Source organism: Parahoeflea alexandrii (assembly GCF_027214025.1).
Classification (GTDB): Bacteria; Pseudomonadota; Alphaproteobacteria; order Rhizobiales; family Rhizobiaceae; genus Hoeflea; species Hoeflea alexandrii_A.
This window is the reverse complement of the sequence record NZ_JAPWHB010000001.1, coordinates 153,460-177,312: the sequence shown is the minus strand read 5'-3', so window position 1 is coordinate 177,312 and position 23,853 is coordinate 153,460. Positions and strand designations below refer to the sequence as shown.

Sequence of the window (23,853 nt, the reverse complement as noted above, 5' to 3'; positions counted from 1 at the left end):
AGCCGGCTACAAGTCTAACGGTTGATACGCTCTACCGGCGCCCAAGCGCCGGAAACATCTGCATGATACCGCCGATGACAAACAGATATCCGCCGGTCAGCATCACCGCCCACATCAGCCAGTCCGGGCTTTCGAAATGCAGCAGCAGCGCATATCCCGACAGCACGGACCAGATTACGAACATGGTGAGATTGACAGGCCTGAGCCGCACCACGCGAACCGGGTGCAGGAAATTGATTGGCAGGAATGTCATGAAGACCGCTGCCAGCACGATGACGAATGCAACGATCTCCGAAGGGTGGGTCACAAACAGCGTGAACACCAGCATGTTCCAGACCACCGGAAAGCCGGAGAAGAAATTCTCGTCCGTCTTCATCCCCATGTCCGCGTAGTAGATCGCGCTCGAGACCACAATCAGGCCGGCGGCCACAAACGACAGGGGTTCGCCAATCATCCCGCTCTGGTACAGCGCGAAGGCTGGAATCAGCACATAGGTGACATAATCGATCACGTTGTCGAGCATGACGCCGGACCAGTTCGGCAGCACTTCCTTGACGTTGAGTTTGCGCGCGATCGGGCCATCGATGCCGTCGATCAGCATGGCGACGGCAAGCCACCACCAGAGATCGACAAAGCGGTCCTCTGCTGCAGCCACGAGCGCCAGAAACGCCATGAACGAGCCGCTGGCGGTCAGGATATGGACCGAAAACGCCCTGATCTCCGCGTAGGGAACGCGGCGGTATTTAAACGGAAGCTTCATGCCGCCTGCGCCTCCAAGCGCAATCTCAGTTCGGGCCGCTCCAATCGAGGGCGCAGATCTCCGCCGAACGGCCAGCAAAATTCCAGTTGCGGCCAAAGGCGCGCAACTTTGACTTTTCGGATTTCGCCACGATGATTTCCGGTGCGATCCAGTATTCCGAGTTGGAGATCACGGTGTCTTCACCATGGGTCTTGCCCGGAATCGGTGCAACCACGCCATCGATGATCTTTGGAATATTGAAGATGCGTCGCTTGTCCTCGACCTCGTAGCTGATCGGCTCCTGCTGAACACCGAGAAAGTTTCCGACCAGAATGGACAGCAATGACGTCGTGCCGCCGGCCTTGCCGGTAAAGATCTTGGTGAAGGCCTTGGTGGCGTAGATCGAGGCGCGCTTGTCGACAAACAGGCCGGCGGTCCAGTTGCCGCGGCTCATGTAGCCGGGAATCTCCATGATCAGGCCGAGATTGAGCCCCGAGAGATCCGTGTCACCGTAATAGCCGTTGTCGATGCGGAACCCGGCCCAGGTCTGGCAGTAGCCTTCCGTGGGCGGGTGCTGGCCGAGAGAAATCACGCAGGGGCAGAAAACCGTGCAATTGCAGGAAAGCACCAGCTCTCCTTTCAACGCCCACTCAACATCAGCCATCCCGGTCAGCTCCCAAAAGTCTCTTGATTGTCATATCAAGGCGGCCCAAATCAGGGCAGCCCCCCATAGGCCCACTATCGCGCCGCCGGCTTGCGTTGTCACCCGTCCTGCTCCGGTTTTCTCCAGAAATGTAAACAGGGTGAGCGCCGCCATCCAGACCACATTCATGCTGCCCACGGCAAGCATGATCAGCATCAACGCCCAGCAGCAGCCCAGGCACCACAGCCCTTGTTCCATCCCCAGCCGGAACACCCCGCCGGCGCTTGTCTTCCAGCGGGCAAACAGGGTTGTGAACGGGTTGCGGCACTTGGTCAGGCACGCCTCCTTCAAGGCCGTGAACTGGTAAAGCCCCGCGCACAGCAGAATGACGCCGGCAATCACGCCCTTCACCGGGCTGGTCGCCGATGTGCCGGAGATCCCGGCGATACCCAGTTGGACAACCGTGAAGCAGATAGCCGCCAGGGCCCAGACCAAAAGATAGCCGGCAGCCAAAACCGCGGGATGAACCACCGGCTCACCGCGCTCGGCAGCCGTGTTGGCAATCTCGGAATAGGTGCGGATCATCGGCGCGGCCGTGGGTAGCATCATAGCTACCGACATCGCAAGCCACATGACGAAGAGCGCCAGCGCCACCGAGGCATACGCTCCTGTGGTGAGCACGATTCCTGCGTCGCCCGAAAGGCAGAGATCGGCGATGATCGCGGCCCAGGATCCGGGCTCTACCGCAAGAAAGCCGGAAATCAACGACATGCCAGGTCCAAGAGGGCGTGCTGATCCCTCGAGTTCGATAACCGCCCCGGCCATCGACAGCAGGAACCACCAGGCAAGTCCGGCGGTCAGCAGCACCATCGCCATCACCGGCCACACCGGGCGGCGCGCCAACCCGGCGATCGTACGCCCCGACCGGTCCAGTTGATCGAACCGGCCTTCAAGCGGATCTGTGTTTGCACGGGGCGTGAACATGCGCCAAATGATCCCATGGAGTTCGTTCGTCTGGCGATGTAAAGGATGGACGGGCAACAAGGCAATCGGCAACGCACTGAACGGGTGAAGTTTTGGCAAAGGGCGACGTTTTGGCAAAGGCCAAGAAATTGCAGACGGGCAACGGAGTGTCTGGACCTCATAACGTGGCGGTCATTGGCGGTGGCCTTGCCGGATCTGTCGCAGCCCTTGCCGCAGCAGCGGAGGGCTGGCGCGTCGCCTTCATTGCGCCGCCACCGCCGCGCCAGGACGGGCGGACCACCGCGCTCCTGTCCGAATCGATCGATTTCCTGGCCCGTCTCGGCCTCTGGGAAGAGGTCAGGCCGGTGTCCGCGCCCTTGCGCACCATGCGCATTCTCGATGGCACCAGCCGGCTGTTCCGCGCGCCCCCGGTCTCCTTCCGCTCGAGCGAGATCGATCTCGATGCCTTTGGCTACAACATCCCCAACCAGCCCTTGTTCGATGTGCTCCATGCCGCAACGCGCCAATCGGAACTGATCGACCGTTTCGAAAGCCCGATGGTGGAGGCGGAGCAGTCCGGAGACGACGTCACGCTGATCCTCGAGGATGGCACGAAGGTAACGGCGCTTGCTGCTCTGGCCGCGGACGGCCGCGGCTCGAAACTGCGCGAGGCGGTCGGCATCAAGGTCAGGACCTGGTCCTATCCGCAAACGGCGCTTGTGATGAATTTTTCCCATCGCATCGGACATGCAGATACATCGACGGAGTTCCATACCGAGCGGGGCCCGTTCACCCAGGTGCCGCTGCCCGGCAACCGCTCCAGTCTGGTCTGGGCCGTCAGGCCCGAGGACGTCGACGCCATCCGCGCCCTGCCCCGCGACGCGCTCAACGCGGAGGTGGAATCGCGGATGCGCTCCATCCTCGGCGCCGTCGAGGTCGAAGGCGACGTTCAGGCTTGGCCGTTGTCGAGCCTGATCGCCGAGAGCTTCGGCAAGGGACGGACGATGCTGGTGGGTGAAACCGGGCACGCCTTCCCGCCAATCGGCGCACAGGGTCTCAATCTTGGCCTGCGCGACATCATGCAGGCGATTCAGTCTATCGTCGATGCAGGGGGACCCGAACACGCGCCCCAGGCCGTTGCCAGCTTCAATCGCAAGCGTCGCGCCGATGTGACCAGCCGGACCGCCGGCGTCGATCTGCTCAACCGGGCCCTGCTGAGCTCGTTCCTGCCGGTGCAGGCTCTGCGTGCCGGCGGACTGGCCGCATTGTCGGCAATTCCGCCACTGAGGCTTCTCGCCATGCGCGAAGGCATGACACCGGGCTGGCGCAGGAACGGCACCGCCGGCTCATCCGCACCGCGCGCCTGACGCGAAACATTGAGGAAATTCCGCAACGCTTTGAAATGCAACATTGTATGCATCTAGTTTAGCTGAGTCGAAATTTGGGCGGCTTGAACCAAATTCATCCCGGAAACAGATCTGGCGGCAGGGTTCCGCTGGTGATCAGCCAGAGCAGCGCCGACACGCTCAGCACGCTGCTCACGGTGGTGACGAGAACGGTGGCCGAGGCCCTCTCCACCCAGGTTGAGTACTGCTGCGCAATCACGAACACATTGGTGGCCGTCGGCAGCGAGGCGAGCAGAACCGCCGTATAGACCCATACCGGATCAAAATCGCCCATCGCGCTCAGTCCGAGATACATCATCACCGGATGCGCGATCAGTTTCATCGGCACGATATAGCCCAGTTCGACCGGCACCCGCTTGAGCGGCCGGAGCGCCAGGGTCACGCCCATGGCAAACAGGGCGCAGGGCGCGGCCGCCTGGGCTAGATAATCGATCAGGCGTCCGACCGGCAGCGGCGGTACGAATTCGATCCAGGCAGCGGCTACCCCCACCATGGTGGCGAGGATGAAGGGGTGGAAGGCGATCTTGCGCGTCACCCCCAGTGCCAGCGCGCCGGCGCTGCGGTGATCGCCGCCGGCAAGCGCCATCATCATCGGTGCGATGGTGAAATGCATGATGTTCTCGAAGCAGAAGATCAGCGCCACCGGCACGGCGGCCGGTTCCCCGAATGCGAGGATGGCAATGCCCGGGCCCATGTAGCCGATATTGCCGTAGGCACCCGCAAGCCCCTGAACCGTGGCTTCGCCGATCGGCACGCGGCGGATCAGGATGCCTGCCGCAAACACCAGCGCAAACACCGTATAGGTCACCACCATGCTGGTCAGCACGTAGTCCCAGCGCGCCAGCTGCTCGATCGGCGTGCGCGACAACAGCTTGAAAAACAGCGCGGGCAGCGAAACATAGATGATGAAGGTGTTGAGCCAGCCCATCGCCTCGTGCGGCTGCTTGGTGATCCGGGCGGCGACGTAACCAAGCAGGATCAGGCCGAAAAACGGCAGCACCAGACCAGTGATTTCAGCCATGCTTGATCCCTGCGAGAGCTGTTAATACAATGTTGCAGCCTTTGCAGGGGGTAGGTTCCCGACGCTTATCCGTCAAGACCAAACGATTGAACTTCTGAGCGGACTTCCCATGTATTTGGCCAAAGGAAGAAAAACATGCAGCTCAAACAAGCCAAGTTTCACATCGGACAAGTCGTCAAGCACCGGATTTTCCCGTTCCGCGGCGTCATCTTTGATGTCGATCCAGTCTATGCCAATACCGAGGAATGGTGGAATGCCATTCCCGAGCAGGTGCGCCCCCGCAAGGACCAGCCGTTCTATCATCTGCTCGCCGAAAACGACGAGACCGAATACGTGGCCTATGTGTCCGAGCAGAACCTGTTGATCGACGACAATGACAATCCGGTCCGCCATCCGCAGCTGGCCGAGTTCTTCGACGCTCAGGTGGATGGCACCTACAAGCCCAAGGAGCGGGTGAGCCACTGATCCCGCATCCGGCGGATCGGCAAGGCCGCGCACAAAACAGAAAAGGCCCGGATGCGGTGGCGCATCCGGGCCTTTTCGATTGGACTCTGCGGCAATCAGTTCTTCTTGGCGGCCGCCTGGGCGTCTTCAAGCTTCTTGCGGGCTTCGTCAGCCTTCTTGGCCATCTCTTCCTGCAGCAGGCGCTGACGTTCCTGGAGTTCGGACTGCGCCACCGGCTCGCCGTCCCAGCCCTGGGTAAAGCCTTCCAGCGAGATTTTCAACGGGTTCGGCGTGCGCTGATAGTTGACCGAAGTCAGCACCAGTTCGCCGCCCTTCTTGAACGAAGCGACCATTGCGTCGGTCAGCAGGGTTTCAGCGACGCAGGTTTCCGGCATGCAGATCGCATATTCGAGGCGCTGAGCCTGGCCGCCATCGACCTGCATGTTGATACCCGGCTGGATCATCCGCGCGGTCGGAACCGTAACCTGGAGAATCATCCGGTTCACCTTGCCGGTGACCTTGATCAGGCCGACAGCCGTCAGAAGCTGACCCGTTGGCGCTGTGACGATGTTCTGCACAATGCAGACATCATTGTCTTCCTGTTTGGTGCAGGTCTTGTACCAGCCCTGGTTTGCACCCTGAGCGGAAGCGGTCGCCGGCATGAATGCGGCGGCGACGCCAACCGACATGACAGATGCGAAAAAGGTCTTTGTGATGGCGTTCATTTGTTTCCATTACTCCTGAAATGCGGCCCCGGGGCAGCGTAGGGTTCGCGCATACTCTGCGCCCTCATGTATATAGCGCGCCTTCTCGATTGAAAATGCGGCAACAGCAAGGCTTGTTTCGCGTTCCTGTTAACGCGTGGAGGCGCCAATATCCAGCCCGGCGACGTGGTTGGGCCTAAAAAAATCGCCTCCTGTCCGGTCCATGGTGGTCTGCGAGAACCGGCCCGTATATCCTCCGGACGGGATTCGGCGGCGCAGTCTCTGGCAACGCCGCCGCGCATCAGGACCTGGGAGTGTCAACGATGAGACAATTGCTGGCGGCACTGGCTGTCGTTGCGGGCGCCATGATCGGCGCCATGGCGGGGGCTCGCGCCGAACCCGTTCACGCCATCGCCATGCATGGTGAACCCGCATTGCCGGCCGGTTTCTCCCATCTTCCCTACGTCAATCCGGATGCGCCCAAGGGCGGAAAGGTGACCTATGGGGTCGTCGGCACGTTCGACAGCATGCGCCCCTTCATCGTCAAGAGCATGCGCACGACAGCCCGCGGGCTTGCCGATCCGGTCTTCGGCAATCTCGTCTACGAGACCCTGATGCAGCGCTCCCAGGACGAGCCCTTCACCCTCTACGGACTGCTTGCCGAGACGGTGGAATGGGATGATGAGCGCAGCTTCATCCAGTACAACATCAATCCCGCCGCACGCTGGTCGGATGGCGAGCCGGTCACCGCCGACGATGTGATCTTCACCATGGAACTGCTCAGGGACAAGGGGCGGCCGCCCTACTCCACCCGGCTGAACCGGGTGGCCAGTATGGAGAAGGTCGGCCCCCTCTCCGTCCGTTTCACCTTCAACGAGAGTTCCAACCGGGAGTTCCCGCTGATCCTGTCGCTCTCGCCGGTGCTGCCCAAGCACGCAACCGACGTGGAGAGCTTTGACCAGTCGACGCTGACGCCCGGCATCGGCTCCGGGCCCTATCTGGTCAGCGAAGTAAAACCCGGTGAGCGCATTACCTACACGCGCCGCGACGACTATTGGGCCAGGGACCTGCCGATCAAGCGCGGCATCGACAATTACGACACCATCGCCATCGAATATTTCCTTTCCGAAACAGCCCAGTTCGAGGCCTTCAAGAAGGGCGTTTTCGACGTCTATCCGGACGGCAGCGCCACCAACTGGTCACGCGGCTATGATTTTCCGGCCGTCACGTCAGGCGAGATCGTCCGCAAGGAATATGAAAGCCGGACCCCGTCCGGCATGTACGGGTTTGTCTTCAACACCCGCAGGCCGCTGTTCGAGGATGTCCGGGTTAGACGAGCGTTGACAATGCTCTTCGACTTCGAGTGGGCCAATCGCAGCCTTTATGACAACACCTACAAGCGCACCCATTCATACTGGGATGGCTCGGACCTCTCAAGCTACGGCAGGCCCGCCGATGCGCGCGAACGCGAGATCCTGGCCCCCTTCGCCGACGCGGTGTCCGCCGACATTCTGGACGGAACCTGGGTCCTTCCGGTCACCGACGGTTCGGGCCGCGACCGAAAGGTGCAGCGCGCGGCGCTGACGCTGCTGCAGGAGGCCGGATACGGCATCAAGGACGGCAAGCTCCTTGACGCCAACGGAACGCACTTCGCTTTTGACCTGATGACCCAGAACGAAGGACAGGAAAAACTGGCGATCGCCTTCCAGCGCTCGCTGGCGGCGCTGGGCATCGAAATGTCGATCCGCACGGTCGACGACGCGCAGTACCAGCAACGCTCGCAGACCTTCGACTACGACATGATCATGAAGGCGTTTTCGTCGTCGCTGTCGCCGGGCGCGGAACAGCTGAACCGCTGGGGATCGGCCTCCCGCGATGTCCAGGGTTCGTTCAATTTCGCCGGCGCCGCCAGCCCGGCGATCGACGCCGCAATCGACGCGATGCTCAACGCCCGCACCGCCGGTGACTTCCGTTCGTCGGTGCGCGCATTTGACCGTGTCCTGCTCTCCGGCCATTATGTGATCCCGGCCTTCCACCTCGGGAAGTCCTGGGTGGCGCACCGCAGCCGGATCGTCGAACCCGAGGCCGGACCGCCGCTTTACGGCTATTACCTGCCGGCCTGGTGGGACAAGACTGCTGCCCGCTGACATATGGACCTGGAAAACACCCGGAAGGTGATCTCATGACTGCTCCCGCATTGACCATCGATGTCGTTTCCGACGTCATGTGCCCCTGGTGCTATATCGGCAAGCGCCGGCTCGAGGATGCGCTGGCGGAAGTCCGCAACGAGTTCGATGTGGAAGTGCGCTGGCGGCCCTACCAGCTGGATCCGACCTTGCCCAAGGAAGGCAAGGACCGGAAGCAGTATCTCGAGGACAAGTTCGGAGGTGCGGCGGGCGCCGAACAGGCCTATGCCGCCGTTCGCGCCGCCGGCGCCGAGGAGGAGATTCCCTTTGCGTTCGACAAGATAAAGGTCTCCGCCAACACGCTTGACGCTCACCGGCTGATCCGCTGGGCCAGTTCGCTAGGCCTGCCGGCCCAGCACCAGATGGTGGAATTGCTGTTCAAGGCCTATTTCGAGGACGGCAAGAGCCTCGGCGACGACGCGGTGCTGATCGAGGCGGCCGAACAGGTCGGACTTGAAATCCCGGTGGTTGAACGCTTGCTGGCCGGCGACGCCGACCGCGATACCGTCGCCGCCGAGATCGACCAGGCGCGGCAGATGGGTGTCACCGGTGTGCCCTGCTTCATCATGGACATGCAGTACGCGGTCGTCGGCGCCCAGTCGGCCGAGGCGCTGGCCGATGCCATGCGAAAGATCGTTGCCACTCGCAGCAATCAGGCAGCGGGGAACGACAACGGCTGAAGCGCGGTCCAACGCCTGGCCGCGCGCGGCGGTTTTCGCGTGCTTTGCAAGTTCGCTGTTCGACTGGATCGGTCTATCGACTGTTTACAGTCTCGAAGCGTGCGCGGCTGAGACTGACGATTGCCGAGACGGCCGCACACACTCCGGCGATCACCAGCGCAATCTTGGGGGCATGATCCACCCCTGCAAGCGCGAAGATGATCGACATAGATATGGCGCCCGTTGTCTGCCCCAACAGTCGAGCGGTGCCCTGCATGGCGCCCGCAGCACCGCTGCGGGCCTTCGGCGCGGACAACAGCAGCACGCGGTTGCTCGGCGTCTGGAACAGGCCGAATCCGGCCCCGGCGAGCGTTGCCCCGACCAGGAATGCGATTCCGTTGGCGTCGGGGGGAAACAGCCCGACAATCAGCAAACCCACGGCCAGAAGGCCGCCGCCGGACGCGCACAGCCATGCCGTCTTGATCCGATCGGCGAGCCGGCCCGCGATCGGCGCCATGATGATGGTCGCGATGGGCCATGGCATCATGTAGAGGCCGGTCAGTGCTGGCGTCATTCCCATTGTGTGGTGCAGGTAGAACGGCAAAGCCACATAGGCCAGCATCTGCCCGGTGAAGCAGGCAACAGACGCGATCACCGCCACGCGAAAGCTCGCGTCCGCCAGCAGGTCGGTCGGAACGATGGGCGTCCGCGTGTTCCGCTCGAGCCGCAGCACGGACAGCAGGCACAGGATGGAGCAAGCGATCAGGACGGCTCCGATCAGGGGCGCGGTCGCAATCTGCTCCGCTCCGGCGAAGAACAGGATGAACATCGCCGTGCTGGCAAGAAGCGCCGGCAGATTGAGCCGCCGCCGCATCCCCTCCATGTGTCCGAGCAGCCGGCCACTGAGAAGCACGACCGCGCCGAGCGGTATGTTGATCGCAAACAGCCAGGGCCAGCTGGCGACCGAAAGGATGGCCCCGGCCACCGCGGGACCCGCAGCAGCCGAAATGGCGATGGCCATCGAGTTGAAGCCGATGATCGTTCCCAGCATGCGTTGCGGAACCGCAGCCCTCAGGTTCATCGAGGCGAGCCCCATGATCGCGCCGGCCCCCAACCCCTGTAGGAAGCGAGCGGCCACCAGCACGGGCAGGCTCCCCGCTAGCACGCAAGCCGTCGAAGCCAGCGTGAACACTGCTACGCCCATGAGAAAGACCCGTCTCGGACCATAAATCTCGCCGAGCGCACCACAGGGAAGCAGGGCCACAAGCACTGCAAGCTGGTAGCCAGAGACGACCCACACCGTGTCACTGGGATGCGCCCCCAGGGAAATCGCAATCGAGGGCAGAGCCACGTTGGCGATGGCGCCGTCGAGCACGACAAGAACCAGCGACAGCAACAGCACGCCGATAGCGAAGTGGCGCCGTGGCGTGGGCAATCCGTCGTCGTCCTGGGTGGGATGAGTTGGCGTGGGCATTGCGATCATTTCATCTTTCGGTCGCACCAGCGATACAAGCGTCACCCCGATTGCGCCAGACGCGACCGGAAATATTCAGCGTCATGTCGGACACATGACAACGCCATGCTGGCGCCACAAGCGCAGCAAGCCGTCCGCCGGGACAGCTCTATCTCGACTGCCGCAGTGTAATTCGCGTGAGTTCGGCCGGCCGCCCGAGCCGCAGCGCGAAACCGGGCCAGAGCGCGGTGCCGTTGTTGACGTAAAGCTGCATCGAACCGACCTGGTAGAGGCCGGAGACGAAGCCGTTGTTGGCCCGGGCGAGCAGCCGGTCCATCCCCCGGATCATTCCGCCATGGGTGTGTCCCGAGAGTTGCAGTGCCACGCCTGAAGCCGCCGCCTGATGGGCCATCATAGGTTGATGGTCGAGCAGGATGACCGGCGCCGCGTCCGGTGCACCCTGAAGCGCCGCCTCGAGATCGGGAGCCGGAAAGCCGTTCCGCCCGGACGACCGGTCGGGCACGCCTGCGATCACCAGCTTGTCACTGCCGCGATCGATGACCGCATGGCTGTTGGAGAGAAGCCGCATGTCCATGGCCGCAAAATGCGCCATGAACGCGCCCGCGTCGAAGAAATACTCGTGGTTTCCCGAGATCGCGTAAATGCCGTCACGCGCCGATAGTCCGCGAAGCGGCTCCACGTCGGCGCGCCGGTGCTCAAGGCTTCCATCGATGAAGTCACCGGTGATGACGATCAGGTCGGCATCAAGCGCGTTGGCCTTTGCCACCATCGAGCCTGTCCAGGCCGCTGGAAACAGCCGGCTGATGTGCAGGTCGGTCAGTTGCACGACCCGGTATCCGTCGAACGCCGCCGCAAGGCCCGGAATGGAAATCTCGATATCCTTGAGCGGCGGGACAATGATGGCGCGGTTGACCCCGTAGGACGACAGGGCAAGCGCGGCAATTCCTGCCGCATATCTCACCTCCGGGGCAGGTTCTGAAAAATGGCCTGTGAACACAAGGACAACGATCGCCCCCACATCAAGCGCAATCTGGAACACCGCCAGAAGCACGATCGCGCCAAACAGGACATTGAATGCTATGACCAGTGGCCTGGGAAACTCGGGCGCGAACACCGAGCCGGACGAAAGCCGGCTGATGTAGTGGTACTGTGAGGCAATCAGCAGCACCACCGCCAGGACCGCCTTGAGCGTCCATGGCCAGGGCAGCGGCAGAATGAAGCGGACAAGAACGATCAGCCAGGGAAGTCCGGTAACGACATGAAACATCAAATGCGCCTTTGGTGACTTGAGAGGCTCCGCGGTCCGGGGGAACGCGAAGGAACCATGCAGGACCGGAACCGCCATTTCCTCGGTAGCACCGATGCTGGTCCTGGCAGGCTCCCGCTTGACCTAGCCGGCAAAGACGCCTGTCTCCAGTCAGATAGGGAGGTCTGCGCTGAATGCCACCCTCACGCGCTTACCCGGCCAGTTCCGCCAGATGCGTCATCACCACGGCCGCGCCGTTAAGCCGCTTGTCCGGCGTTGGCAGGTCGCGGATGAACACCACGCTCTGGTCGGGCCGGATCTTGGCCATATTGCCCTGCTTGGAAATGTGGCCCACCAGCCCGGCCGGGTTGGGGAATTCCTTGTTGCGGAACTGCACCACCACGCCCTTCGGCCCGGCATCGAGCTTTTCGACATTGGCCTTGCGGCACAGCGCCTTGATGAAGACAATCTTCAAGAGATGCTGAACTTCTGTCGGCAGCGGACCGAAGCGGTCGATCATTTCGGCACCGAAGCCGTCGATGTCGGAGATGTCGGTGATCTCGCCCAGCCGGCGGTAGAGCCCCAGCCGAAGGTGCAGATCCGGCACATAATCCTCGGGGATCATCACCGGCGTTCCCACCGTGATCTGCGGCGACCAGCCGGTATCGATCACCTCTTCCTCGCCGCGCACCTCGGCGACCGCCTCCTCCAGCATGTGCTGGTAGAGCTCGAAACCGACTTCCTTGATGTGGCCCGATTGCTCCTCGCCCAGCAGGTTGCCGGCGCCACGGATGTCTAGATCGTGGCTGGCCAGCTGGAAGCCGGCGCCAAGCGTGTCGAGCGACTGCAGCACCTTGAGCCGCTTGTCTGCTGTCGCCGTCAGCATCTTGTTGACCGGCAGCGTGAACAGCGCAAAGGCCCGCACCTTGGATCGTCCGACTCGGCCGCGTAGCTGGTAGAGCTGGGCCAGGCCGAACATGTCGGCCCGGTGGACGATCAGGGTATTGGCCGTCGGCACGTCGAGGCCCGATTCAACGATCGTCGTCGACAAGAGCACGTCATATTGACCGTCGTAGAACGCGTTCATGATGTCGTCGAGTTCGCCTGCCCCCATCTGGCCATGGGCGATGGCGAATTTCAGTTCCGGCACGTCCGAGCGCAGGAAGGCCGCCACGTCCTCGAGATCGGCCAGCCGCGGACAGACATAAAAACTCTGCCCGCCGCGGTAATGTTCGCGCATCAGCGTTTCGCGCACGGTTACCGGATCGAACGGCGAAATGAACGTGCGCACCGCCATCCGGTCGACCGGCGGCGTGGTGATCAGCGACAGTTCGCGCACCCCGGTCATCGCCAGCTGCAATGTGCGCGGGATCGGCGTCGCCGAAAGCGTCAGCACATGCACGTCGCTCTTGAGCTCCTTGAGCCGCTCCTTGTGCTTGACCCCGAAATGCTGCTCCTCGTCGATGATCAGCAGACCCAGATTGGCAAACTGGATCGATGAGCCAAGCAGCGCGTGGGTCCCGACAACGATATCGGTCTTGCCTGAAGCGAGTTCCGCCTTGGTCAGCGCCAGTTCCTTGGCGCCCACGAGACGCGAGGCCTGCGCGATGCGGACCGGATAGCCGCGCAAGCGCTCGGTGAAGGTCTTGAAATGCTGCCGCGCCAAGAGCGTCGTCGGCACCACCACCGCCACCTGCACCCCGTTCATCGCGGCGATGAAGGCCGCGCGCAGCGCAACCTCGGTCTTGCCGAAGCCGACATCGCCGCAGACCAGACGGTCCATCGGCTGTCCCGCCGCCAGATCGTCGCGCACCCGCTCGATCGCCGCCATCTGGTCCTCGGTCTCGTCGTAAGGGAAACGGGCGGAGAATTCGTCGTAGAGCCCCTCGGGCGCCGCAAGCGCAGGCGCAGAACGCATGTGACGTTCGGCGGCGATCCGGATCAAACCCTCGGCCATGTCGAGCAGCCGCTTTTTCAGCTTCGCCTTGCGCGATTGCCAGGCGACCCCGCCCAGCTTGTCGAGCTGCACCTCGGCGCTGTCGGAGCCGTAGCGGGTCAGAAGCTCGATGTTCTCGACCGGCAGGAACAGCTTGGCATCGCCGGCATAGTGCAGTTCGAGACAGGCATGCGGGGCGCCGGCGGCCTCGATCGTGCGCAGGCCGATGAACTGCCCGATGCCGTGCTCGGCGTGAACGACGTAATTGCCCTCGTCGAGCCCCGAGACCTCGGAAATATAGTCGGCACCGCGGCGCTTGCGCTTGGCGCGCCGCACCAGCCTGTCGCCCAGCACGTCCTGCTCACCGATGACGACGAGGTCATCGATCTCGAAGCCGCCTTCGATGGCCAGCACGGCGGCAGCAGCCTCGCCGGGCTTGAGCGTGTCGAGTTCGGAATGGCTGTTGATCCGCACCACCCGCTTGAGACCGTGCTCGTCGGTTACCTGCAGCAGCCGGTCGAGCGAGCCTTCGGTCCAGGCCGTGATCAGCACCTTGCGTCCTTCGGCGCGCCTGGCACCGACATGGGCTACCAGCTTCTCAAACAGGTTGGTTCGCCCGGCGTCTTCGGATTTGTCTGCTTCCGCGTCCGCCGCCCAGCGCGGCCCGGTCTTTGTCGGAAGATCGATGACCATCCGCGAGGACGTCTCCGGCTGGTGAAACGGCGACAGCCGGATGGCGTTGAGCCTGTCGAGCCGTTCCAGCAGTTCCGGCGCGTCGAGATAGAGCAGGTCCGGCTCAATTGCCTTGTAGGGCGTGGTCTGGACGCCGCGCCCCTTCTCGATGCTCTGCGCCGCCTGCCGCGCCTCGTAATGGTCGACAATCTGGGCCCGGCGCTCGCTTGCGGCTTCGGCGAGCATGTGGTCGCCGCTGAGGCGAAAGCCGCCGAGATAATCGAACACCGTCTGCATCTCGTCATGAAACAGCGGCAGCCAGTGTTCCATGCCGGGATAGCGCCGGCCTTCGCTGACGGCGACATAGAGCGCATCGTCGCGGGTCGCCGCCCCGAACATCGATAGATAGTTGGTACGGAACCGGCTGATGGTTTCGGGCTCCAGCGTGACTTCGCTCATCGCGTTGAGCGCCAGTTCGCGGGCTTGCCCGGTAGTGCGCTGCGAAGCCGGATCGAAATGCCGCACGCTTTCCAGCGTGTCGCCGAAGAAATCGAGCCGCACCGGTTCTTCGGCGCCCGGTACGAAGACATCGAGAATGCCGCCACGCACGGCGTACTCGCCCACTTCACGTACCGTATCGACCCGTTCGAAGCCGTTCTTGGCAAGCCGTCCCGAAAGATCCTCCATCTTCAGCCGGTTGCCGGATCGGGCCGAAAAGCCAAGATCAGACACCACCGATCGCGACGGAACCCGCTGCAGCATGGCGTTGACGGTCACGAGCAGGATCGCAGGATGCGGATTGTCCGAAAACTGCGCCAGCGACGAGAGTGCGGCGAGCCGCCGTGCCGAGACATCGGCTCCGGGAGAGACCCGGTCATAGGGAAGACAATCCCATCCGGGCAAGGTCAGGACCGGGATGTCGGGGGCGAAGAACGCCAGATTCTGTTCTAGATCGGCCATCCGCTGGCCATCGGAAATGATATGGGCGAGCGGTCCCGCCGACCGCGCCATTTCGGCCAGCGCCAGCGCCTCCATGCCTTGCGGCACACCGGCCAATGTGACCGGCGTCACTGCACCGGAGATCCTGGCAACCGGGATGACGGACTTCATGGCTTTGTCGCCTGCCCTTCCGGCGCGGGTTCCCGCGGATCAAAATCAGGCACATAGGCGCGCATCCGGTCAAACAGCGCGGTTCGGAAGCGCTCCGGTGTCTCGGCCTCGCCCGTCACCCACCGGAAGATGTCGGCATCCTCTTCGGCCATCAGCTCTTCGAGCTGGTCGAGCTCGGCGTCACTGAGCCCGGCGATCTCCGCATCGGCAAATCCGCCGATCACCAGATCCATTTCCCGGATGCCGCGTCGCCACGCCCGCACAAGAATGCGACGGCGGCGCGGATCGAGGTCGGCGCTTGATCGTGTTGTTCCGGTCATGACGGGCCTTTTTTGGTTGGACGGTTTCCTTATCCTGTCGCCGCGCAAATGTCAGCCTTGCCTTTGGCTCAAAATTGCCGTTCTTCTGGTTTCATGCGACCACCTCAACTCGATCCCCTGTTCAAGCCCGTTGAAAGCCTGCCCGGGATCGGACCCAAGCTTGCCGAGGCGCTGGCCCGGGTGACCGGCCGCGATGGCCCCGAAGACACCCGCGCCCTCGATCTGCTGTTGCTGCCGCCGCACGGCCTGATCGACCGGACAATGCGTTCGGGCATCACCGAAGCGCCGGAAGGCACCATCGCCACCCTGAAGGTCAGGGTTGACCGCCACCAGCCCTCGCCTCCGGGCCGCAGAAGCGCGCCCTACCGGGTGTTTGTCCATGACGACACTGGCGAACTGGCTTTGACCTTTTTCCACTCCAAGCAGCCATGGCTCGAGAAGATCCTACCGGTGGGCGAAACCGTTCTGGTCAGCGGCAAGGTCGAATGGTTCAACGGTAGGCCGTCGATGGTCCATCCCGACCATATTGCGCTGGAAGCCGACGCCGCGAGCTTCCCGCTGATCGAACCGGTCTATCCGCTGACCGCCGGCCTTTCGCCAAAAGTGCTGCGGAGATCAATCGAATCGGCGCTCGAGCTGCTGCCGGAGCTTCCCGAATGGTCGGACCCGCACCTGGTTCGCAAGAACAGTTTCCCGTCCTTCGCCGAGGCTGTCCGCGAACTGCATCGTCCCGAATCCGCGATCGACATCGAACCGCAGACACCGGCGCGCCGCAGGCTGGCCTATGACGAGTTGCTGGCAGGCCAGCTGTCGCTGGCGCTGGTGCGTCAGACCCTGCGCAAACTGCCCGGCCATCCGGTGGTCGCCGAAGGCCGTCTGCGCCGGGCGATCCTTGAGGCGCTGCCCTTTTCGCTGACCGGCAGCCAGACGACGGCTGTCGAGGAGATCCTTGCCGACATGGCCGGCAAGGACAGGATGCTCAGGCTGCTGCAGGGCGATGTCGGCTCCGGCAAGACCGCGGTGGCGATGCTGGCCATGGCCGATGCGGTGGAAGCCGGCGGACAGGCGGTGCTGATGGCCCCGACCGAGATCCTCGCCCGCCAGCATCACGCCACGATCAGGAAGATGGCGGAGGCCGCCGGCATCGAGGTTGTGGTGCTGACCGCCCGCGCCAAGGGCCGCGAACGCACCGACCTGCTCGAACGCATCGCCAATGGCGAGGCGCAGATCGTCATCGGCACCCATGCGCTGTTCCAGGAATCGGTCGTCTACAACAATCTGACGCTCGCGGTGGTCGACGAACAGCACCGGTTCGGGGTGCACCAGCGGCTTCGGCTGACGGCCAAGGGAACCGCGCCGCACATGCTGGTGATGACCGCCACGCCGATACCCAGGACGCTTGTGCTTGCCGCCTTCGGCGACATGGACGTCTCCAAGCTCACCGAAAAACCGGCCGGCCGCCAGCCGATCGCCACGGTGACCATCCCGGACGAGCGCCTTGGCGAAATCGTCGAGCGGCTGAAGAAGGCGCTCGATGACGGCAAGAAGGCCTACTGGATCTGCCCGCTGGTCGAGGATTCCGATCAGAGCGAGCTGATGTCGGTGGAAAGCCGCCATGCCAGCCTCGCCAAGGCTTTCGGCAAGGAGCTGGCGCCGCAGGTCGCGCTGGTTCACGGCCGCATGACGTCGGATGAAAAAGACCAGGCGATGGCTGCCTTCAAGAACGGCCAGACCCGGCTGCTCGTTGCAACGACCGTCATCGAGGTCGGTGTCGACGTTCCCGACGCGACCATCATGGTAATCGAGCACGCCGAACGTTTCGGCCTGGCGCAATTGCATCAGCTCAGAGGCCGCGTCGGCCGCGGCGAAGGCGCTTCAAGCTGCATCCTGCTCTACCACGGCCCACTGGGCGAAACCGCCGGCGCGCGGCTGCAGGTGCTACGCGAGACCGAGGATGGATTTCGCATCGCCGAGGAAGATCTCAAGCTGCGCGGCGAAGGCGAGGTGCTGGGCACACGGCAATCTGGAATGCCCGGGTTCAGGCTGGCCAATCTGAGCGCCCATGCCGATCTTCTGGAAATAGCCCGCAGCGACGCCCGCAACGTGCTGGAGACCGACCCCGCCCTCGCCTCAGCGCGCGGCGAGGCACTGAGGATGTTGCTTTACCTGATGCGGCGTGACGAGGCGATCAGGTTCCTCAGGGCCGGCTGAGCCGATCATTCGGCCGCTGGTTTTTGCTTTGATCTGGGCTTTGTCTGGACCGGCAGGATCTTCGGGTAGTCCGGAGACACGAGACCGGCGGAGATCACCATCTTGGCGGCCTCCTCGACGCTCATGTCCAACACGATGACATCCTTGCGCGGCACGAACAGCAGGAAGCCCGAAGTCGGATTGGGTGTCGTCGGCAGGAACACCGAGATTGAATCTTCCTCGGGCAGCCGCACATTGACCTCGCCCTTGGTTTCCGTGGCGATGAAGACGATCGACCACAATCCGCGGCGCGGATACTCGATCAGCGCGGCCTGCTTGAACGACCCGCTCTGCTCGGCGAGCACCGTCTGGAAAATCTGCTTGAGGCCCTTGTAGAGGCTGCGCACCAGCGGCATCCGGTCCAGCAGCGACTCCCCGAAGGAGATGATCGAACGGCCGACAAGGTTTGCTGTCAGGAACCCGATCATCGTGATCAGGAACAATGCCGTGACCAGACCGAAGCCGGGAACAGCAAACGGCAGGTAGTAGTCGGGATTGTAGATCGCCGGAATATAGGGTTTGACCCAGCTGTCGACCCATCCGATGAAGGTCCAGGTCAGGTAGGCAGTGATGGCCAGCGGCGCGACGATGATCAGACCTGTAAGGAAATAGTTCCTAAGACGACGCCCCGCCCCAATCCGTTTCGCTTTCTCGGTCATTCTTCACCCTGCCTCATGGCGCGCAAGACGGATCGTCTCGCCGTTCTCCTATATAGGGAACGCGCAAAGGCGAAGACAAGTTCACTGCCGATGTATCTCCTACTCGACAGTCACCGACTTGGCGAGGTTGCGCGGCTGGTCGACATCGGTGCCCATGAACACCGCCGTGTGGTAGGCGATCAGCTGCACCGGCAGCGCATAGAGGATCGGGGCCACGATCTCGTTGACCTCGGGCATGACGATGGTCGCCATGGTTTGGAGCGTGGTCGCGGCGGCGCCCTTTTCGTCGGTGATCAGGATGATCTGCCCGCCGCGTGCCGCCACTTCCTGCATGTTGGAGACGGTTTTCTCGAAATGCCGGTCATGCGGCGCGATCACGATCACCGGCATGTTCTCGTCAATCAGCGCGATCGGACCGTGCTTGAGCTCGCCGGCGGCATATCCCTCGGCGTGGATGTAGGAAATTTCCTTGAGCTTGAGCGCGCCTTCCAGCGCCAGTGGAAAACTGGTGCCGCGGCCGAGGTAGAGCACGTCCTTGAAGCGCGAAAGCTCACGCGACAGGGTCTCGATCTGCGGCTGGATCGATTGCAGCACCTCGTTGAACAGTCGCGGAGCGCCCACCAGCGCCTGCACCATTGTCGTTTCGTCCTCGGCCGACAAGGTGCCGCGCGCACGCCCGGCGATCATCGCCAACGCGGCAAGCACCGAGAGCTGGCAGGTGAAAGCTTTCGTCGACGCCACGCCGATTTCCGGTCCGGCAAGCGTCGGGAACACCGCGTCGGACTCGCGCGCGATGGTCGATTCGCGCACATTGACCACGGCGCCGATGGTCAGTTCGTGGTCGCGGCAATACCGCAGCGAGGCCAGCGTATCGGCCGTTTCCCCGGACTGCGAGATGAACAGGGCCGCCATCCTGCCGGTCAGCGGCATTTCGCGGTAGCGGAATTCCGAGGCGACATCGATTTCCACCGGCAGCCGCGCAAACCGCTCGAACCAGTACTTGCCGATAAGCCCTGCGTAATAGGCCGTGCCGCAGGCGGACATGGCGAGCCGGTCTAAATTGGCGAAGTCGATCTTTGCGCTGTCGAGCTTCACCCGTCCCTCGGCAAAATCGATGTAGTGGCTCAGCGTGTGGGAGACCACTTCCGGCTGCTCATAGATTTCCTTTTCCATGAAATGGCGGTGATTGCCCTTGTCGACGACATAGGCAGCACCCTGCGATTTCTGCTTCCTGCGTTCGACCAGCGTTCCGCTCGCGTCGTAGATCTCAAGCGTGTCGCGGGTGATGACGACCCAGTCGCCATCGTCGAGATAGGTGATCTCGTCGGTGAACGGCGCCAGCGCGATCGCATCCGAGCCCAGGAACATCTCGCCTTCGCCATGGCCGACCGCCAGCGGCGGCCCGGAGCGCGCGCCAAGGATCATGTCCGGCTGGTCTTCAAACAGCACGGCGAGCGCATAGGCGCCTTCCAGCCGGCCAAGCGCCTTCTGCATGGCCTGGCGCGGCGCCAGTCCCTGCTGCCGGTAGGCGGCGAGCAATTGCGCCACCACTTCCGTGTCCGTCTGGCTGTAAAAGCTGGCGCCACCCGCGGTAAGTTCAGCCCGCAGTGGGGCGAAATTCTCGATGATGCCGTTATGGACAACGGCCACGCCGTGGCAGAAATGAGGATGCGCATTGCTTTCGGTCGGCGCGCCATGGGTTGCCCAGCGCGTGTGGCCGATACCGATCTGGCCAGCCAGCGGCTCCAGGCCCAGCCTGCGGTCGAGGTTGGCCAGCTTGCCTTCCGCCCGCCGGCGATCGAGATGTCCGTCATGCACCGTTGCGACACCGGCGGAATCATATCCGCGGTATTCCAGCCGCTTGAGCGCATCCACCAGCAGCGGAGCCACTTCGCGCTTACCAACTATCCCGACTATGCCGCACATGCGTTTCTCCTGGGTATTGTGTTGGCCAAGCTCTTACCCAGCAAAGCCGGTTTAGACCAGTGTCCTAACATATTGCGACCGCTCAATTTTCGTGACACCGCGTAACCGGGCCTAGGTGCCCGGCTCACTTTGCGCCTGTTTCTTCAGCGCCTTGATGGCCGCGATCTTCTCGCGCAGCCTCTGCGCCCGACCGGGTTTTGTCTCCTGCTTTGCCCTGGCAATGGCCAGCGCGTCGGCCGGAACATCCATGGTGACGACGCTTCCCGAGCCGACATAGGCCCCGTCGCCGATGCTGACCGGGGCAACAAGCGACGAGTTCGAACCGATGAAGGCGCCGGCGCCGATCTGGGTCAAGTGCTTGTTCTGGCCATCATAATTGCAGGTGATCGTGCCCGCGCCGATATTGGCCCCGGCACCGACGATGGCGTCGCCGACATAGCTGAGGTGATTGACCTTGGCGCCGGCACCGACCTTTGCCTTCTTGATCTCGCAGAAATTGCCGACCTTGGCCTTCTCGCCGAGTTCGGTTCCCGGCCGCAACCGCGCAAACGGCCCGATGGCGGCGTTCGCCCCGACATCCGCACCCTCGAGATGGCTGAAAGCATGGATCACCGCACCCGGACCGACCCTGACGCCGGGACCAAACCAGACATTCGGCTCGATCATCACATCGTTTTCAAGCACCGTGTCATGGGAGAGAAAGACACTCGATGGATCGATCATGCTGACGCCCGACAGCATCGCCGCATGACGCGCGCGCGTTTGCCATACCTGCTCGATCTCGGCCAGCTCGGCGCGGGTGTTGCAGCCCATCATGTCCTCTTCCGGAGCCTCGATGGCGACGCATTTCAGCCCGCGTCCGCGCGCGATCTCGACAATGTCGGTCAGATAGTATTCGCCCTTGGCGTTGTCGTTGCCGATGGCTTCAAGCAGCCTGACGGCTTCGGCGCCGGAAAAGGTGATGATGCCGCCATTGCAGAAATCGACCTTGAGCTCTTCGCTTGACGCTTCCTTGTGTTCGCGGATCGCGATCAGTTCGCCATCGCGCTCCAGAAGCCGGCCGTAGCCGGTCGGATCGGCGGCGCGGAAGCCGAGAACCACCACATCGGCGCCCTTTGCCCGCTCGGCGGTCGCAGCCGTCAGGCTCGCCGGATCGATCAGCGGCGCGTCGCCGTAGAGCACCACGATATCGTCAAATCCCTCACTGATGATCTCGCGCGCCATCAGCACGGCGTGACCGGTGCCCTTGCGCTCGGTCTGTTCAACAGTCGCCACCGGAACATCCAGCCCGCTGCTGGCCGCCTGCGAAACCAGTTCGGCATCCCTGCCCACCACCAGCGCCACCTTGCTGACGCCCGCCGCCGCCGCCGCGGCCGTGACATGCGCGATCAGCGGCAGGTTGCCGACCGTATGCAGCACCTTGGATTTCGACGACTTCATTCGTGTCGCATCGCCCGCCGCAAGCACGACAGCCAGACAAGTTCGCGCCATTCCCTCACCTCTTGATCGAATCGCTTGTTTACCGGTGCCGGACGCTATAGCACCGGAACCTCAATCATTCTCCTTCAAGCAAACATTGCCTCGATATGGAAGCCCCCATGACTGCCGCCGCCTCACCTGCCGCGAAACCCGCTCTCGCGCGCTTTCTGCCTCTGGCCGTCATGCTGCTGACCCCCCTGTTCTTCTCGTCGAACCTGATTTTCGGCCGCTCGACCATCCCCGAGGTGGCGCCGTTCACGCTGGCCTTCCTGCGCTGGACCGCATCGGCGCTCATTCTTACGCCGTTTCTGTGGATGGCGCGCGACCGCGTCAGGGCCTATGTGAGCGGATATCCGCTGCACTGGCTGCTTCTCGGCTTTCTCGGAATGTGGATCTGCGGCGCCGGTGTCTACTACGCGCTCCGGTTCACCACGGCGACCAATGGCACCCTGATCTACACCACGTCGCCGCTGATGATCATCATCCTCGAACGGCTGTTCTTCGGTCGTCCGACCAGCTGGCGGGAGATCGCCGGCATCCTGATCGGCTTTCTTGGCGTGGCGATCATCGTGCTCAAGGGCAACTTAACCGGATTTGCCGGCACGTCCTTCAATATAGGCGATCTGATGTTCATTTTCGCAGCCCTGTCCTGGGCCGGCTATTCGGTCCTGCTCAAGGGCAGGCGCACGGCCGGATTACCGGTGTCCGCACTGTTTGCAGTGGTCACGCTGTCCGGATCGCTGCTGCTGGCGCCGTTCGCGCTCTGGGAATTCCTCACCGGCGCAATGATGCCGCAGACCCTGACCGCCTGGGGTGGCATTGCCGGTATCGTCGTGTTTTCCTCGCTATTGGCCTTTTCCGGTTACCAGTATGGCGTCGCGCGGCTGGGCGCCTCGACGGCCAGTGTCTTCATGTACCTGCTGCCGCCCTATGGCGTCGGTCTTGCCGTACTGGTGCTGGGCGAGCCTTTCGAGATGCATCACGCCATCGGCATCATCACCGTGCTTGCCGGCCTGGTCCTCGCGACGGCGCCCGGCCTGAAACGCTGACGGAAGCCATGATCTGACAAGCGGAACGGCCGGTTCAGCCGATGTTGCCCAGCGCCGGGAATGTCTCGAGCAGCCAGTAGGCCATGGTGGCCATGCCGCCGGTCAGGAACAGGATGCCGGTCAGAACCAGCAGCGCCCCGGTGATCTTCTCGATCGTTCCCAGATGCCTGCGGAATTTCTGCGAGAACCGCATGAAGCGTTCCGAGAACAGGGCCGCGATCCAGAATGGCACCGCAAGGCCGAGAGAATAGGCCGCGAGCAGAAGCGCACCGGCGCTGACGGTCTCCCGGCCTGCCGCAACGCCGAGCACGGCGCCGAGCACCGGTCCGATGCAGGGCGTCCAGCCAAAGGCAAACGCCAGCCCCATCAGATAGGCCCCGGACAGGGTGGCCGGCTTGCCGCCGCCCGCGAACCGCGCTTCCCGCGCCAGCAGCCCGATCCGGAACACCCCGAGGAAGTGAAGCCCCATCGCAATGATGACGAGACCGCCGAGCTTGGCCAGCAGATCCATGTGCTGGCGCAGCGCAGATCCGATGCTCGACGCTCCGGCGCCAAGCGCCACAAAGACCGTGGCGAAGCCGAGCGTGAAGAACAGCGAGGCGAAAAACACCGCCCGCCTCGTGTCCCTGGCTCTCGCCGCAGCACCGCTGCCGCGGAAATCCTCGACCGACACCCCGGCCATGTAGCACAGGTAGGGCGGTACCAGCGGCAGCACACAGGGCGACAGGAACGACAGTGCCCCGGCCAGGATGACGGTGAACAGTGAAATATCGGCGATGATCACGAAATCAGGATCCCTTTGTCGGGTCATGGAGTGGACAGCAACCGGCCGGGCCGTCCGCAAGGCCCTATCTAACCGCCAGTCCCGGGCTTCGCCAGTCACGTTTTCGAGCGGAACCCGTGATATATTGACGCCCGCTGGTAGCCATGGCTCCCGGTTTCAAAGGCCTGCAGCGGCGCCCTGGCC

At 63.0% G+C, this 23,853-nt stretch carries 19 protein-coding genes; 6 read left to right on the top strand and 13 right to left on the bottom strand.

The window, feature by feature from the left end:
- Positions 1-31: 31 nt before the first annotated feature.
- Genes pcsA through O4H62_RS00880 form a run of 3 tightly spaced genes read right to left on the bottom strand, consistent with a single transcriptional unit; the run spans position 32 to position 2,483 of the window.
- A complete protein-coding gene (gene pcsA, locus O4H62_RS00890; protein WP_269385224.1) occupies positions 32-760 on the bottom strand; it encodes a phosphatidylcholine synthase in 729 nt (242 codons plus the stop codon).
- A gap of 25 nt (positions 761-785) precedes the next feature.
- A complete protein-coding gene (locus O4H62_RS00885) occupies positions 786-1,403 on the bottom strand; it encodes a DUF1326 domain-containing protein (RefSeq protein ID WP_269385222.1) in 618 nt (205 codons plus the stop codon).
- Between the two features lie 30 nt (positions 1,404-1,433).
- A complete protein-coding gene (locus O4H62_RS00880; RefSeq protein WP_269385220.1) occupies positions 1,434-2,483 on the bottom strand; it encodes a DUF2182 domain-containing protein in 1,050 nt (349 codons plus the stop codon).
- 47 nt (positions 2,484-2,530) lie between these two features.
- On the opposite strand from O4H62_RS00880, the gene O4H62_RS00875 reads away from it, so the two are divergent.
- Positions 2,531-3,712, top strand: a complete 1,182-nt coding sequence (locus O4H62_RS00875; protein ID WP_269385218.1) for a UbiH/UbiF family hydroxylase — start codon at positions 2,531-2,533, stop codon at positions 3,710-3,712.
- A 94-nt stretch (positions 3,713-3,806) separates the two neighbouring features.
- Here O4H62_RS00875 and O4H62_RS00870 read toward each other — a convergent pair whose 3' ends face one another.
- Positions 3,807-4,772: an AEC family transporter gene (locus tag O4H62_RS00870; protein WP_269385216.1), complete on the bottom strand. Its 966-nt coding sequence runs from the start codon at positions 4,770-4,772 to the stop codon at positions 3,807-3,809.
- A gap of 135 nt (positions 4,773-4,907) precedes the next feature.
- Between O4H62_RS00870 and hspQ the strand changes: the two genes are divergently transcribed.
- Entirely contained in the window at positions 4,908-5,237 is a 330-nt protein-coding gene (gene hspQ, locus O4H62_RS00865; protein ID WP_269385214.1) for a heat shock protein HspQ, read from the top strand.
- A 95-nt stretch (positions 5,238-5,332) separates the two neighbouring features.
- Here the strand turns inward: hspQ and O4H62_RS00860 are convergent, their stop codons facing one another.
- Positions 5,333-5,941: an invasion associated locus B family protein gene (locus O4H62_RS00860; protein WP_269385212.1), complete on the bottom strand. Its 609-nt coding sequence runs from the start codon at positions 5,939-5,941 to the stop codon at positions 5,333-5,335.
- 302 nt (positions 5,942-6,243) lie between these two features.
- Between O4H62_RS00860 and O4H62_RS00855 the strand changes: the two genes are divergently transcribed.
- Both O4H62_RS00855 and O4H62_RS00850 read left to right on the top strand, forming a co-directional pair.
- Positions 6,244-8,067, top strand: a complete 1,824-nt coding sequence (locus tag O4H62_RS00855) for an extracellular solute-binding protein (protein ID WP_269385210.1) — start codon at positions 6,244-6,246, stop codon at positions 8,065-8,067.
- A 35-nt stretch (positions 8,068-8,102) separates the two neighbouring features.
- Complete coding sequence (locus tag O4H62_RS00850; RefSeq protein WP_269385208.1) at positions 8,103-8,786, top strand: DsbA family oxidoreductase; 684 nt, start codon at positions 8,103-8,105, stop codon at positions 8,784-8,786.
- A 73-nt stretch (positions 8,787-8,859) separates the two neighbouring features.
- Here the strand turns inward: O4H62_RS00850 and O4H62_RS00845 are convergent, their stop codons facing one another.
- From O4H62_RS00845 to O4H62_RS00830, 4 genes are all read right to left on the bottom strand, one after another.
- On the bottom strand, positions 8,860-10,167 hold the full coding sequence (locus tag O4H62_RS00845) for an MFS transporter (protein ID WP_269386256.1): 1,308 nt from the start codon (positions 10,165-10,167) through the stop codon (positions 8,860-8,862).
- 220 nt (positions 10,168-10,387) lie between these two features.
- On the bottom strand, positions 10,388-11,506 hold the full coding sequence (locus tag O4H62_RS00840) for a metallophosphoesterase (RefSeq protein WP_269385207.1): 1,119 nt from the start codon (positions 11,504-11,506) through the stop codon (positions 10,388-10,390).
- 190 nt (positions 11,507-11,696) lie between these two features.
- Entirely contained in the window at positions 11,697-15,203 is a 3,507-nt protein-coding gene (gene mfd, locus O4H62_RS00835; RefSeq protein WP_269385206.1) for a transcription-repair coupling factor, read from the bottom strand.
- Entirely contained in the window at positions 15,200-15,523 is a 324-nt protein-coding gene (locus tag O4H62_RS00830; protein WP_269385205.1) for a succinate dehydrogenase assembly factor 2, read from the bottom strand. Before O4H62_RS00830 ends, mfd begins: the two co-directional genes overlap by 4 nt.
- A gap of 93 nt (positions 15,524-15,616) precedes the next feature.
- Here O4H62_RS00830 and recG point away from each other — a divergent pair, with 93 nt between their 5' ends.
- Entirely contained in the window at positions 15,617-17,734 is a 2,118-nt protein-coding gene (gene recG, locus O4H62_RS00825) for an ATP-dependent DNA helicase RecG (RefSeq protein ID WP_269385204.1), read from the top strand.
- A 5-nt stretch (positions 17,735-17,739) separates the two neighbouring features.
- Here the strand turns inward: recG and O4H62_RS00820 are convergent, their stop codons facing one another.
- From O4H62_RS00820 to glmU, 3 genes are all read right to left on the bottom strand, one after another.
- Positions 17,740-18,432, bottom strand: a complete 693-nt coding sequence (locus O4H62_RS00820; RefSeq protein WP_269385201.1) for a DUF502 domain-containing protein — start codon at positions 18,430-18,432, stop codon at positions 17,740-17,742.
- Between the two features lie 99 nt (positions 18,433-18,531).
- Positions 18,532-20,358 carry a glutamine--fructose-6-phosphate transaminase (isomerizing) gene (gene glmS / locus O4H62_RS00815; RefSeq protein WP_269385199.1) on the bottom strand — a complete coding sequence of 609 codons (1,827 nt, stop codon included), beginning with the start codon at positions 20,356-20,358 and terminating at the stop codon, positions 18,532-18,534.
- 111 nt (positions 20,359-20,469) lie between these two features.
- Positions 20,470-21,849: a bifunctional UDP-N-acetylglucosamine diphosphorylase/glucosamine-1-phosphate N-acetyltransferase GlmU gene (gene glmU, locus O4H62_RS00810; protein ID WP_269385197.1), complete on the bottom strand. Its 1,380-nt coding sequence runs from the start codon at positions 21,847-21,849 to the stop codon at positions 20,470-20,472.
- A gap of 107 nt (positions 21,850-21,956) precedes the next feature.
- Here glmU and O4H62_RS00805 point away from each other — a divergent pair, with 107 nt between their 5' ends.
- The gene (locus tag O4H62_RS00805; protein ID WP_269385195.1) at positions 21,957-22,886 is read left to right on the top strand and encodes a DMT family transporter; all 930 of its coding nucleotides are present in this window, start codon (positions 21,957-21,959) and stop codon (positions 22,884-22,886) included.
- Between the two features lie 34 nt (positions 22,887-22,920).
- Here the strand turns inward: O4H62_RS00805 and O4H62_RS00800 are convergent, their stop codons facing one another.
- Complete coding sequence (locus tag O4H62_RS00800) at positions 22,921-23,670, bottom strand: cytochrome c biogenesis CcdA family protein (RefSeq protein WP_269386255.1); 750 nt, start codon at positions 23,668-23,670, stop codon at positions 22,921-22,923.
- Positions 23,671-23,853 lie beyond the last annotated feature (183 nt).